This window comes from Caulobacter sp. GW821-FHT05F04 (assembly GCF_059419665.1).
On the sequence record NZ_JBWKSF010000007.1, the window covers coordinates 335,943 to 348,446 of the forward strand.

The following is a 12,504-nucleotide window of genomic DNA, read 5'->3' on the forward strand; positions in this document are numbered from 1 at the left end:
CCCTCAGCGCTTCTCCAGCAGCCGGACCCCGCGCCCGACCCCCTGGCTGGGGGCGTCCTCGACGATCAACTCGATCCCGGCCGAGGCCAGGGCCTTCATGACCTTCTCCAGGCTGTCGACGACCGCGCGGACCGAGCCTTCGCAAGCCTCCATCCGCTGGATGGTCGGAACCGACAGCCCGGACAGCCGCGCCAGCTGCTTCTGGTCTATGCCGAGTAAGGCGCGGGCGGCGCGGATCTGAGGCCCAGTGATCATCTGGATGTCCCGTGTGATGTATGAAGCATCAAGATCGGGAGATTAGCAATCAGCTCGCGGCGCCTGGCCCGAGGGTTCGCACGAACTCGGCCAGGGTCTGGGCATAGAGCCGGTGCTCCTGCTCCAGCACGCGGGCGGCCAGGCTGTGGTCGTCGTCGTCGGGCAGGATCGGCACGCGAGCCTGGCCCAGGATCGGGCCCTCGTCGACGCCGGCCGTGACCAGGTGGACGGTGCAGCCCGCCTCGACCTCGCCGGCCGCGATGGCGCGGGCGTGGGTGTCCAGCCCCGGATAGGCCGGCAGCAGGGAGGGGTGGATGTTCAGCATCCGGCCTTCCCAGGCGTCGACCAGGAACGGCGTCAGGATCCGCATGTAGCCGGCCAGGGCGATCACCTCGATCCCGCGCTCGCGCAGGGCCGCGTCGATGGCGCGTTCGTGGGTCTCGCGGTCCTTGCCGAACGGCTTCTGGTCGACGCAGAGGGCCTCGACGCCTTCGGCCGCCGCCGTGGCCAGGCCGCCGGCGTCCGGCTTGTTGGCCAGGACGAGGGCGATCTCGAACGGGCAGGCCGGCGATTTCGCCGCGCGGACCAGGGCCTCCATATTGGAGCCCCGGCCCGAGATCAGGACGGCGACCTTGGTCTTCTTCAGCATCAAGTCTTGACCAGCTGGCCGCAGATGAAGGCGTCCTCGCCGGCGTTCAGCAGGGCGGCCAGGACCGGCTCGGCGTCGCCTTGCGCCACGATGATGATGAAGCCCACCCCGCAGTTGAAGGTGCGGCGCATCTCGTGCTCGGAGACGCCGCCAACCTTGGCCATCCACTCGAACACCGGAGGCAGGGCCCAGGCGTTCCAGTCGAACTCGGCCGCCAGGCCTTCGGCGATGGCGCGCGGCGGGTTCTCGATCAGGCCGCCGCCGGTGATGTGCGCGCCGCCCTTGACGCGACCCGACTGCAGCAGGGGCAGCAGCGACTTCACATAGATGCGGGTCGGGGCCATCAGGGCCTCGGCCAGCGTCTTGCCGTCCTCGAAGGGGCAGGGGGCGTCCCAGGCCAGGCCCGAGCGCTCGACCACGCGGCGCACCAGCGAATAGCCGTTGGAGTGCGGACCCGAGGAGCCCAGGCCGATGATGATGTCGCCGGCGCGCTGCTTGTCCAGCTTGGGCAGGACGCCGTCGCGTTCGACGGCTCCAACGGAGAAGCCCGCGAGATCGTACTCTCCGTCGCTGTACATGCCCGGCATCTCGGCGGTCTCGCCGCCGACCAGGGCCGCGCCGGCCAGCTTGCAGCCCTCGGCGATGCCGGCGACGACGCTCTTGGCGACCTCGATGTCCAGCTTGCCGGTGGCGAAATAGTCCAGGAACATCAGCGGCTCGGCGCCTTGCGCGAGCAGGTCGTTGACGCACATGGCCACGAGATCGATGCCGACCGTGGCGTGCATGCCCGCGTCGATGGCGATGCGCAGCTTGGTGCCGACGCCGTCGGTGGTGGTGACCAGCAGGGCGTCCTCGTAGCCGGCCGCCTTGAGGTCGAACAGGGCCCCGAAGCCGCCCAGGCTGGCTTCCGCGCCGGGGCGGCGGGTGGCCTTGGCCAGGGGTTTGATGGCGTCCACCAGGGCGTTGCCCGCGTCGATATCGACACCCGCCTGGGCGTAGGTAAGGCCGTTCGGCTGATCGCTCATGGTCGCTCTGGCGCTCGCTCTGGTCTATCGGAGGGCGGTGAACCCGTCCGAACTCGCGGAAAATTCGCTCCCCGGCGCCGCTAAGCGCGTCTTGACGCTTGCAGACTCGGGGGGGCGCGAGGCTATTAGCAGCCGATGAAGCCGATCACCACCACCGCCGAGCTGGCGGCGTTCTGTAATGCGCTCGCGGGCGAGCCTTTCGTCGCCGTCGACACCGAGTTCATGCGCGAGACGACCTACTGGCCCAAATTGTGCCTGATCCAGGTCGCCTCGCCCACGCACGAAGCCGTCATTGATCCACTGGCCGAGGGCATCGACCTCGAGCCGCTGCTGGCCGTCATGCGCGACGAGAGCATCCTCAAGGTGTTCCACGCCGCCCGTCAGGACGTTGAGATCTTCAACAACCTGAAGGCCATGCCGAGGCCGTTGTTCGACACTCAGGTGGCGGGCATGGCGGCGGGCTTCGGCGAGCAGATCGCCTATGACGCCCTGGTCCGACAGATGCTGCGCATCGAGCTCGACAAGTCCAGCCGGTTCACCGACTGGGCCCGCCGGCCGCTGACCGAAGCCCAGCTGACCTACGCGCTGGCCGACGTCACCCACCTGGCGGCCCTGTTCCCGACCCTGCGTGAGCGCCTGGAGACCTCGGGTCGCCTGGCCTGGGTCGAGGAGGAGATGTCCGCCATCTCGGATCCCGCCGCCTACGACGTCGATCCGGAAAAGGCCTGGCGTCGCCTGCGTCCGCGCAAGACGGCTTCCAAGTATCTGGCCGTGTTCAAGGCCGTCGCCGCCTGGCGCGAGCGCACCGCCCAAAGCCGCGACCAGCCGCGCGGCCGCATCCTCAAGGACGAGGCCATCGACGAACTGGCCACCCAGGCGCCGACCAGCCTGGAAGCCCTGAACAACCTCCGCGGCGTGCCCAAGGGCTTTGGCGGCAGCAAGTTCGGGCCGGACCTGCTGGCCGCGATCAAGGCGGCGCTGGCCGATCCGGAGGGCTACGCCCCGACCGTCGACAAGCCCGGTCCGCCGCCGCCCCAGAATGCCGGCGCCGTGGTCGAGTTGCTCAAGGTGCTGCTGAAGGCGCGGGCGGAAGAGGCGGGCGTCGCCTCCAAGCTGATCGCCACGGTCTCGGACCTGGAGAAGATCGCCGCCGACGACAACGCCATGACGCCGGCCCTGACCGGTTGGCGCCGCGACGCCTTCGGGGCCGACGCCCTGAAGATCAAGCGCGGCGAGCTGGCCCTGGTGCTGGACGGCGCCAAGGTCCGCGTCGTCGAGGTCCGACGGGCTCCGAAGGCCGAGTAGGCCTTACGACCGAAGGGATCAAAGGGCGCGGCGACCGCTAAGGTTGTCGCGCCCCTTTGCTACTCGGATCGAGCCATTTTCCCGTGCGCGCAAGGGGTTGCTGGCGTACAAGGCCCCGCCGCGCCGCTCCCCCGGGAGTAGAACGCGCCGTGTACGGGGGTTGCGTTGAGTGCATTCTGGGACAACCTGGCGGACGCCTACCGCCCCGCCGCGGTGTCGCGGCGACGCCTGATCCCCCTTCGCCTCTTCGTCGTGCTGGTCCTCTGCGCGATGGCGCTGGTGTGGCCAAGCCTGCACTTCCTGTTCGCATGGTCGGGCGTTTTCGTCGTCGTCCAGGCGGCCAAGTTCCTGGCCTTGCGCCATTTTCTGAACGCGCCGGCCCCTGGACGCGCCGTGGCGCTGAACCTCGTCGGCGATTTCCTGATGGCGGCGATCTTCGGCTGGCTGGCCATCCCGCTGTGGGCGATGGATACGCAGATGGGCTCGGCCGGCGCCGTGCTGCTGCTGTCCGGCTCGATCTTCACCGCCCTGATGGGCGCGGAGGGCTGCCTGGTCGCCTTCATCGCGGCGGCGGCCCCGCACATCATCTACCTGTTCGTCACGCCGCTGGTCGCCGGCGATGCGCGCGATCCGATCACGGTGTTCTTCCTGATCGGCTGCGGGCTCTTCTGCCTGACGCTGTCGATAGTCTTCCTGTGGTCGGAGCGGACCATGGTCGCCGAGCGCGCCGCCAGGCGAGCGGCCGAGCGCCAGACGGCCGCCAAGTCGGCCTTCATCGCCATGGTCAGCCACGAGCTGCGCACCCCGATCAACGCCATCCTGAACGGCGCGGCGGCCCTGGACCGCGAAGGCTCGGCCGCCCTGGTCACCGACGCCGGGGTGATGATGCGCGCCATGCTCAACGACCTGCTGGACCTTTCCAAGATCGAGGCCGGGCGCATGGGTGTCGAGATGGTCGACTACGACCTGCCGGCCGTGGTCGGCGACGCCGTCGAGTTCTGGCGCTGCGCCGCCTCGGCCAAGGGCGTCGCGCTGACCCTGACCGGCGTCGAGACCCTGCCGCAATGGGTGAGAGGCGACCCGATGCGCACCCGCCAGATCCTCAACAACCTGCTCAGCAACGCCATCAAGTTCACTCCTGAAAGCAAGGGGGATGGTCAGGGCCAGGTCAGCGTCGACGTCGGCGTCGAGCGCGAACGGCCGCGCCAGGTGGCCATCGTCGTGCGCGACACCGGCCCCGGCTTGAAGGACGACCAGATCGAGCGCCTGTTCAGCCCCTACGAGCAGCTGGGCGCCGGGACCGCCCGCGCCTTCGGCGGCACGGGTCTTGGCCTGTCGATCAGCCGCGATCTGGCCCGGCTGATGGGCGGCGAGCTGACGGCGGCCAACGCTCCGGAAGGCGGCGCGCGCTTCACCCTGCGCCTGCCCGCGCCCGACGGCGCCGCGCCGGTCGAACCGGCGGAGGACGAGGTCCAGGCCCTGGCCGTGCGCGATGAGGCGCCGGTGGTTCTGGTCGTCGACGACCATGACATCAACCGCCGGGCCCTGCGCCAGATGCTGGAGGCGTTCGGCGCCCGGGTGGAGACCGCCGAGGATGCCCAAGCGGCCCTGCTGGCGGCCGAGCGGCAGATCTTCGACGCCATTCTGATGGACGTGCGCATGCCCGGCATGGACGGGCTGGAAGCCGCTCGCCGGCTGCGCGAGGACGGCGCCAATAGCCAGACGCCGATCATCGCCGTCACCGGCGCCGCCTCGCCCGACGAAGTCGCCGCTTGCCGCGAGGCGGGCATGACGGGCTGGGTGGAAAAGCCGGTCAACCCGCGTGATCTCTACACGGCCCTGTTCGGCTAGAACCTGCCGCCTCGCCCCTTTTTCGGCGCATATCGCGGGCGTTCTCGCTAGAAGGAAGCGCAACGAATGAGTCGCCGCGCGCGTCTCGCCGCGATCGGTTTCCAATCCAGTTTCAAGAGTTTACGCGCCGTGTCGAGGATCTGGCTAAGCGACTGGGAAAAGCGTCGGCGCCTGAAATGGATCGCCGCCGGCGCGGCGGGCCTCGTCCTTGTCGGCGGCCTGGCGACCTTGCCGTTCCTGAAGAAAGCGCCCAAGGCGGTGTCCGAGGCGATCGAGCAGGCGGCGCTGAACACGCCCGAAAAGCCGTCCGCCTGGCATGGCGACGTCGACTATGACGCCCTGAACGCCCGCATCGCCGCGATGGCCGCCGACAAGACCATGGAGGGCCTGGCCGTCGCCGTCGTCGAGAAGGGGCGGTTGTCCTTCGTCCACGGCTATGGCCGCACCACCGAAGGCGGCGCGAAGGTCGACGCCCGCACCGTGTTCCGCTGGGCGTCGCTGTCCAAGACTGTTTCGTCGACCCTCAGCGCCCGGATGGCGGCCGACGGCGCCTTGTCGCTGACCGAGCCGCTGGTGGCCTTCAACACCAGCCTGCGCCTGCCGGGCGACGCGCAGAACACCCTGACGGTCGAGGACCTGCTGTCGCAGCGCACCGGCCTTGGCAAGAACGCCTATGACGGCCAGCTGGAGGACGGCGTCGATCCGGCCAAGATCCGAGCCTCCTATGGCGCGCTGAAGCCGGTCTGCCCGCCGGGCACCTGCCACAGCTACCAGAACGTCGCCTACGACACGATCACCGAGGTCATCCAGGGCAAGACCGGCGAGCCCTACGCGCAGACCGTGCGGCGCAAGCTGTTCGGCCCCCTGGGCATGACCGGGGCCTCGATCGGCATGGCCGGCCTGACCTCGGCCGCGCATTGGGCCCGGCCCCACGACCGCGCTCGCCGGGAGCTGAAGCTGTCGGACGCCTACTATCACGTGCCCGCCGCGGCCGGCGTCAACTCGACCATCGTGGATCTGGCCACCTGGATGCAGGCCCAGATGGGGCTCAAGCCCAACGTCCTGTCGTCTACGGTTCTGGACGAGGTGCAGCGTCCCCGCGTCGCCACCGGCCGGCCCTACGGCCGCCTGAACATCGCTCGCGAGCTGAAGAACCCCGCCTATGGTCTGGGGATGCGCAGCTTTACCTACAAGGGCCATCGCCTGGTCGGCCACAGCGGCGGCGTCTCGGGTTATCGCTCGACCATGATGTTCGACCCGGCGACCAAGACCGGCATCGTCATGCTGTGGAACAGCGACGCCAACCTGCCTTTCCGCTTCCAGGGCGAGTTCTTCGACCGCGTCTACCGGATCCCGTTCACGGACTATCTGGACCTGGACTCCGGCCAGCCTGGCGCGGAGGCGTCGCTGTCGGATTGAGAGTATGCGCTTACCGAAACCTCTCTCAAAGAGAGAGGGAAACGGTATACGCCCCAGAAACCCCTAGTGCTGCGCGAACTGGCTCAACGCGCCGCCGGCGGCCAGGCCCAGGGCGCAGAAGACGCCGAGGTGGAAGACGACGCCGATGGCGACGGTGCGGCGGACCGACCAGGTGTTTTCCTGGGCGAAGACGCGGCCGATTTCCGATTGCAGGGTGCGGGCGGCGCTGGCTACGGGCGCGTCGTGATCGTTGGCGACATGCAGCTCGGGACGCTTGCGGGCCTCGGGAGCCGGAGCGATAGCATCCAGGTAGTCGACCTTACGCTTCAACATCACTGACCTCCGTTTATTTCGTTGAGGTCAAGCTACGGAAGCATTGCTAACAAAATGTGCAGTGTCGATGCCGCTAGTCTGCGACAGCTTGTCTATTTCCCCGTATCGGGGAGGTTCATGGCCGGTTAAGTATGTTGAGAGGTTCGTCTATACCTGAATTTACGCCGTGATAATCTTTGGCTTCAGATTCAGATGTTGCGCGGCGGTATTGGCGCGCTTGCTGGTCTGTTCGCCGAGCAGCAGATTGGCATAGCCGGGCTCCGCCGTCAGGATCAGATGCGTCTTGTCCAGGGTCAGGCGCGAGCGGGCCAGCAGGCTGGGGCTGCGGCCCGAGAGGTCGCAGGCCAGGCGGATCGTGGCCCCCAGGGCGCGGGCCCGCTTCAGCTGGGCGGGGCTCAGCAGGCGCTCCAGGGTCGGCAGTTCGGGCGGATGGAAGTTGGTGGCGTGACGGGCGTGCGAGGCGACCGCCACGAAGCAGCGTTCGGCGTGGTTCTGGCCGGCGATCGGGGCGCGCAGCACCTGCTCGAACACCAGGTCGGCGCGATGATCGGGATGCAGGCGCGCGCCGACGTCCGACAGGCGGCAGGCGGCCGAGACCAGGATGCCGTCGCGTTCGCCGAACAGCGCGGGCAGGGTGCGGAAGGCGGGCGCGATCCAGGCGTCGAGGGCCGGGCCCAGGTCGTCGGCGACGCCCTGGCGGTGGCCCAGGGCGTAGCAGCCCTCGATCAGCGGGTCCAAACCCCGCACGCGCGGCGGCATGGCCTCGAATAGCAGGCCCTCGCGCACGCCATAGGCCGAGATCTCGATGCGCTTGAGATGCAGCTGCTCGATCAGGGCCTCCAGCACCACGGCGGCGTAGGGCAGGGTCTCCGAGCGCTTCTTGCTCATGCCCTCGATGCGCTCCAGCGAGCTCTTCGACTGGTGGGCGACCAGGCGGGCGGCGTCCAGGGCCTCGCCGGCGCTGATCTCGTACTGGTGCACGACGTGCAGCGGGTAGCCCGACAGCCGCATGTGCAGCAGGGCGAGATTGCGCCAGGCGCCGCCCACGGCGTGGAAGGTGTCGCTCCGGAAGTCGGCGGCCACCGGGGCCAGACGCTCGCGGGCCAGGCGGCGGACGCGCTCGCCGTCGAAGACGCCATGCGCGGCGCCGTTGGGGCCGGCCAGGCTGAACGGGCCTAGCGGCAGGGTCACGCCCCGGCCCGCGCCGGTGGACGACAGCCGGACCAGCTCCAGGCTGGCGCCGCCCAGGTCGCCGACCACGCCCTCGGCGTCGGGCGCGCCGGCCAGCACGCCGACGGCGGCGTAGTGGGCCTCTTCCTCACCGGACAGCACCCGGACGATGAAGCCGGTCTCGTCGCGCACGCGGTCGATGAAGTCCTGGCCGTCCTTGGCGTCGCGGGCGGCGGCGGTGGCGACGACGAAGGTCTCGGCGGGATTGACCGCCTCCAGCACCGCGCGGAAGCGCTTCAGCGCCTGCAGGGTCTGGATGACGCCCTCGGGCGACAGGCGGCCGGTCTTGGCCAGGTCGCGGCCCAGGCCCGCCAGGACCTTCTCGTTGAAGACGGTCCAGATGGCGCGGCCTTCCAGCCGGTACACCACCAGGCGGACCGAGTTTGAACCGATATCGATCACGGCCGCGTCGCGCGGCGCCTGGAAGGGCATGGGGACGGTTTAGCGTATTCGCGGGTTGGGGGAAGCGGTCACGATCGTTTTCGATGAGGAAGAACGCGCGGAAAGGCTTGTCGGAAAACGCCTTGATCTTTTCCGCTATTATTATCCGGATGATATTGACTCATATTCTATCCGGGTAAATAAGGCGGCGATCTTCAAGAGGTTCCGCCGATGTCCGTTTCCCCCGACCAGCTCCCCGCCGTCCGCAAGGCCCTGCGCGCCACGTTCGGGACCGAGACCCTGGACGGCTGGACGCCGGTGTCCGGCGGGCTGTCGGGGGCGGGGGTCTACAAGGTCCGGGTCGGCGGCATCGCCTATCTGCTGCGGATCGAGGCCGGGCGTGACGGCCTGCGCGACCCGCATCGCGGCTATGCCTGCCTGAAGCTGGCGGCGCGGGCCTGCCTGGCGCCGCGCGTGCGCTACGCCGATCCGGACGACGGGGTGGTGATCAGCGACTTCATCGAGGCCCGCTCGCTGGCCCTGGACTATGCCGGGACCCGCGCCGACCTCGTGGTTGAACTGGCGCAGGCCGCGCGGGCGCTGCACGCCATCGAGGGTTTTCCACCGCTGGTCGACTATCTGGACGGCCTCGACGCCCTGGTCGACGCGGCGGCGCGCGCGGGCGTGGTCCCGATCGGCGCGTTCGACGACTGGGCGCGGCTGCGCGAGGTCTGCAAGCGTCTGGCGCCGCAGCCGGTGTCCAGCCACAACGACCTCAATCCCGGCAACCTCGTCTATGACGGCCGGCGCATCTGGCTGGTCGACTGGGAGGCGGCGTTCCGGGCCGACCGCTATGTCGATCTGGCCGCGATCGCCAACACCTATGCCGCCGACCCGGAGAGCGAGGCCCTGCTGCTGCGGACCTATTTCGGGCGCGCGGCGACGGACGGCGAGCGGGCGCGGCTGTGGCTGTTCCGGCAGGTCAGCCACGTCTTCCACGCGGCGGTGTTCGTCGCAGGCGTGGCGGGGCGGGCGAGGGCGGAGCGGCTGGACGGTCCGGACCTCGACGCCCTCCACCAGCGCCTGGCGCTGGGCGAGCCGCTGCTGGCGACGGAGCAAGGACGGCTGGCCTATGGGCTGGCGAGGCTGCGAGTGGTGAGGGCGAACCTGGCTTCGGGCGCCTTCGTGGAAGCCGCGTCGATCGCGACCTAGGGATTGATCCGGCAGGCCACCGTGCGCCAGCGCTCGCCCTCGCGTCGGTGATAGCAGGTGCCGTAGCTGACCTGGCGGCCGTGGGCGCGCTGACCGCCCTTGGTCAGAGCCCAGGGCGCGGGGCCGAGCAGCAGCATGTCGGTGGTCTCGGCCTTACGCCCGCACAGGCCCCACCAGCGGATGTGGTAGCCGCTAAGCAAGCCGGGGCCGTAGACCTCGGCCACCGCCTGGGCCTTGCGCTCGACGCCCGGCGCGACGCCGAAGCGGTCGACGCCGGGACGGGCGGGCAGGGCCTGGACGGCGCAGATCTCGGCCTGCCGCCCCGGCGCCGGTCCGCACGCGGCCAGCGGTCCCAGGAGCGGCAGGACCAGAAGCGCCGAAAGCCTCAACGCTTGCGCTTGGTGCCGACGTGGTCGAAGGCCCGGGGCATGTCGTTGGTCTTGTGGCCGCGGCCCGACAGACTGGGATTGGTCATGAAGTAGTCGTGGGCCGAGAAGGCGCCCTTGGTCTTCCAGGCCGGATCGCGGGTGTAGTCGCCCTCGCTGTCGAGGCGCCAGCTCTGGGCCTCGTCATTAAGGTTGGCGACCATGATCTGGTCCAGCACCTGCTGGTGCACGGTCGGGTTCTCGACCGGGACCAGGGTCTCGACGCGGCGGTCCAGGTTGCGCGGCATCCAGTCGGCCGAGCTGATGAACACCCGCGTCTGTGCGCCGGGCATGGCCGCGCCGTTGGCGAAGGCCACCACGCGCGAGTGCTCCAGGAAGCGGCCGACGATCGACTTGACCCGGATGTTCTCCGACAGCCCCTTGATCCCCGGGCGCAGGCAGCAGATGCCGCGCACGACCAGCTCGATCTGCACGCCCGCCTGGCTGGCGGCGTAGAGGGCGTCGATGATCTGCGGATCGACCACGGCGTTCATCTTGGCCCAGACGCCCGCCGGCTTGCCGGCCCGGGCGTTGTCGGCCTCGGCCGCGATCATCTTCAGCAGGTCCGGCTTCAGCGTCATCGGCGAGAAGGACAGCTTCTCCAGCCTTCCAGGCTGGGCGTAGCCGGTGATGAAGTTGAACAGCTTGCCCCCGTCGCGGCCCAGGGCCGGGTCGCAGGTGAACAACGACAGGTCCGTATAGATCCGCGCCGTCTGCGGGTGATAGTTGCCGGTGCCGAAGTGGCAGTAGGTGCGCAGGCCCTCGCCCTCGCGGCGCACCACCACCGACAGCTTGGCGTGGGTCTTCCAGTCGACGAAGCCGAACACCACGTGCACGCCCGCCCGCTCCAGGTCGCGCGCCCACTTCAGGTTATTCTCCTCGTCGAAGCGGGCCTTGATCTCGACCAGGGCCGTGACGTTCTTGCCGTTGTCGGCCGCCTCGATCAGGGCCGCCACGATCGGGCTGTCCTTGGAGGTGCGGTACAGGGTCTGCTTGATCGCCAGCACGTTCGGATCGCGCGCGGCCTGGCGGATGAACTGCACCACCACGTCGAAGCTCTCGAACGGGTGGTGGACCAGGATGTCCTTCTCGCGGATCGCCGCGAAGCAGTCGCCGCCGTGGTCGCGCACGCGCTCGGGGAAGCGGGCGTTGTAGGGCGGGAACTTCAGGTCCGGACGGTCCGGCGGGATCAGCTCCGACATCTGGGCCAGGCCCAGCTTGCCGTCGACCAGGATCACGTCCTCCGGCTCGGCGCGCAGGCCCTCGATGATGAAGTCGCGCAGGTCTGGCGGCATGGTGGTCTGGATCTTGACCCGCACCACCCGGCCCAGGCGACGCTTCTTCAGCCGCGCCTCGAACTCGCGCACCAGGTCCTCGGCCTCTTCCTCGATCTCCAGATCGCTGTCGCGGATCAGGCGGAACAGGCCCCGGCCCTCGACCTCGTAGCCGGGGAACAGGTGGTCCAGGAACAGGATGATGAAGCTTTCCAGCGCCATGATCTTGCGCTGGCGCTTCTTGCCGCGCGTCACCACCGACGACAGCTCCCAGAACCGCCGCACCTGCGAGGGGATCGGCGCCAGGGCGTAGAGGTGCTTGTCGTCGGCGATCCGCCGCAGCTTCAAAGCCAGGCAGAAGCCGAGATTCGGAATGAACGGGAACGGGTGGGCCGGGTCGATGGCCAGCGGCGTCATCACCGGGAAGATCTGGCTGAGGAAGATGTCCTCGGCCTTGGCCCGGTCGGCGCTTTCGATGTCCTTGGCGTCGAGCAGCTTCAGCCCCTCGTCCCGCAGCTCGGTGCGGACCTGACGCCAGATCTTCTGCTGCTCGCCCATCAGCTCGGCGGCCGAGGCGTTGATGCGCGCCAGCTGCTCGCCGGGGGTCAGGCCGTCCTGGCTGATCACCCGCACGCCCTCGCGCACCTGGCCCTTCAGGCCGGCCACGCGGACCATGTAGAATTCGTCGAGGTTGTTGGCGCTGATCGACAGGAACCGCAGGCGCTCCAGCAGCGGGTGGCGCGGATTGCCGCTCTCTTCCAGCACCCGCTGATTGAAGGCCAGCCACGAGATCTCGCGGTTGAAGAACCGCTCCGGCGAGGCCATCAGCTCGGCGTCGAGCACAAGGCCGGTCTGCGGAACGGGGATCTCGGGCGCGGCGGGCGCCAGCGGCGCGAGTTGCGGAGTCGGGTTCGGAAGGGCGGCAGCGTCGGTCATGGGCCTCAGTCTAGCGCAGAATTTTTCCGGAGGGTGAAGGCCCAATGGTGGCGGAGGGCCGTGACGGGGTGACGACAGTGTGTGTGCTGAGCAATCAATCCGCCGTCATCCCGGCCGCGGCGCAGCGGAGAGCCGGCGACTGTGTTGGGTCAAGCGGGTTTTTGCCAAGGCTGGCCGGATTTAAGCATGCCGTTTGCGGCGACGACGAT

General features: G+C 69.1%; 11 protein-coding genes. 4 read left to right on the top strand and 7 right to left on the bottom strand.

Annotation, left to right across the window (positions count from 1 at the left end; all coding sequences use genetic code 11):
* Nucleotides 1-3: 3 nt before the first annotated feature.
* The 3 genes from AC07R7_RS19365 to purM are packed head-to-tail and all read right to left on the bottom strand — an operon-like array spanning nucleotide 4 to nucleotide 1,929.
* Nucleotides 4-255 (bottom strand): helix-turn-helix domain-containing protein, encoded by a 252-nt coding sequence (locus AC07R7_RS19365; protein ID WP_494636322.1) that lies wholly within the window; start codon nucleotides 253-255, stop codon nucleotides 4-6.
* A gap of 49 nt (nucleotides 256-304) precedes the next feature.
* Nucleotides 305-904 carry a phosphoribosylglycinamide formyltransferase gene (gene purN, locus AC07R7_RS19370; protein WP_494636323.1) on the bottom strand — a complete coding sequence of 200 codons (600 nt, stop codon included), beginning with the start codon at nucleotides 902-904 and terminating at the stop codon, nucleotides 305-307.
* Nucleotides 904-1,929 (bottom strand): phosphoribosylformylglycinamidine cyclo-ligase, encoded by a 1,026-nt coding sequence (gene purM / locus AC07R7_RS19375; RefSeq protein ID WP_494636324.1) that lies wholly within the window; start codon nucleotides 1,927-1,929, stop codon nucleotides 904-906. The genes purN and purM overlap by 1 nt, the downstream gene beginning before the upstream one ends.
* 135 nt (nucleotides 1,930-2,064) lie before the next feature.
* On the opposite strand from purM, the gene rnd reads away from it, so the two are divergent.
* From rnd to AC07R7_RS19390, 3 genes are all read left to right on the top strand, one after another.
* Nucleotides 2,065-3,234, top strand: a complete 1,170-nt coding sequence (gene rnd / locus AC07R7_RS19380) for a ribonuclease D (protein WP_492838669.1) — start codon at nucleotides 2,065-2,067, stop codon at nucleotides 3,232-3,234.
* Nucleotides 3,235-3,399: 165 nt separating this feature from the next.
* Entirely contained in the window at nucleotides 3,400-5,085 is a 1,686-nt protein-coding gene (locus AC07R7_RS19385; protein ID WP_492884967.1) for a response regulator, read from the top strand.
* 129 nt (nucleotides 5,086-5,214) lie between these two features.
* Nucleotides 5,215-6,504, top strand: a complete 1,290-nt coding sequence (locus tag AC07R7_RS19390) for a serine hydrolase domain-containing protein (protein WP_494636325.1) — start codon at nucleotides 5,215-5,217, stop codon at nucleotides 6,502-6,504.
* 63 nt (nucleotides 6,505-6,567) lie between these two features.
* On the opposite strand, the gene AC07R7_RS19395 is transcribed toward AC07R7_RS19390, so the two are convergent.
* Nucleotides 6,568-6,840, bottom strand: coding sequence for a hypothetical protein (locus tag AC07R7_RS19395; protein WP_492884970.1), 273 nt, complete (start codon nucleotides 6,838-6,840; stop codon nucleotides 6,568-6,570).
* A gap of 156 nt (nucleotides 6,841-6,996) precedes the next feature.
* Complete coding sequence (locus AC07R7_RS19400) at nucleotides 6,997-8,499, bottom strand: Ppx/GppA phosphatase family protein (RefSeq protein ID WP_494636326.1); 1,503 nt, start codon at nucleotides 8,497-8,499, stop codon at nucleotides 6,997-6,999.
* A gap of 180 nt (nucleotides 8,500-8,679) precedes the next feature.
* Here AC07R7_RS19400 and AC07R7_RS19405 point away from each other — a divergent pair, with 180 nt between their 5' ends.
* Nucleotides 8,680-9,660 carry a phosphotransferase gene (locus AC07R7_RS19405; protein ID WP_494636327.1) on the top strand — a complete coding sequence of 327 codons (981 nt, stop codon included), beginning with the start codon at nucleotides 8,680-8,682 and terminating at the stop codon, nucleotides 9,658-9,660.
* On the opposite strand, the gene AC07R7_RS19410 is transcribed toward AC07R7_RS19405, so the two are convergent.
* The gene (locus AC07R7_RS19410) at nucleotides 9,657-10,049 is read right to left on the bottom strand and encodes a hypothetical protein (RefSeq protein WP_494636328.1); all 393 of its coding nucleotides are present in this window, start codon (nucleotides 10,047-10,049) and stop codon (nucleotides 9,657-9,659) included. The two genes, AC07R7_RS19405 and AC07R7_RS19410, sit on opposite strands and share 4 nt — an antisense overlap.
* Complete coding sequence (locus AC07R7_RS19415; RefSeq protein ID WP_492885502.1) at nucleotides 10,046-12,184, bottom strand: RNA degradosome polyphosphate kinase; 2,139 nt, start codon at nucleotides 12,182-12,184, stop codon at nucleotides 10,046-10,048. Before AC07R7_RS19415 ends, AC07R7_RS19410 begins: the two co-directional genes overlap by 4 nt.
* Between the last annotated feature and the right edge of the window lie 320 nt (nucleotides 12,185-12,504).

Bases quoted from the DNA above. Each gene is read 5' to 3' on its own strand.
- AC07R7_RS19405 (WP_494636327.1), top strand. From the start codon at position 8,680: ATGTCCGTTTCCCCCGACCAGCTCCCCGCCGTCCGCAAGGCCCTGCGC.
- AC07R7_RS19365 (WP_494636322.1), bottom strand. From the start codon at position 255: ATGATCACTGGGCCTCAGATCCGCGCCGCCCGCGCCTTACTCGGCATA.
- purN (WP_494636323.1), bottom strand. From the start codon at position 904: ATGCTGAAGAAGACCAAGGTCGCCGTCCTGATCTCGGGCCGGGGCTCC.
- rnd (WP_492838669.1), top strand. From the start codon at position 2,065: ATGAAGCCGATCACCACCACCGCCGAGCTGGCGGCGTTCTGTAATGCG.
- purM (WP_494636324.1), bottom strand. From the start codon at position 1,929: ATGAGCGATCAGCCGAACGGCCTTACCTACGCCCAGGCGGGTGTCGAT.
- AC07R7_RS19400 (WP_494636326.1), bottom strand. From the start codon at position 8,499: ATGCCCTTCCAGGCGCCGCGCGACGCGGCCGTGATCGATATCGGTTCA.
- AC07R7_RS19415 (WP_492885502.1), bottom strand. From the start codon at position 12,184: ATGGCCTCGCCGGAGCGGTTCTTCAACCGCGAGATCTCGTGGCTGGCC.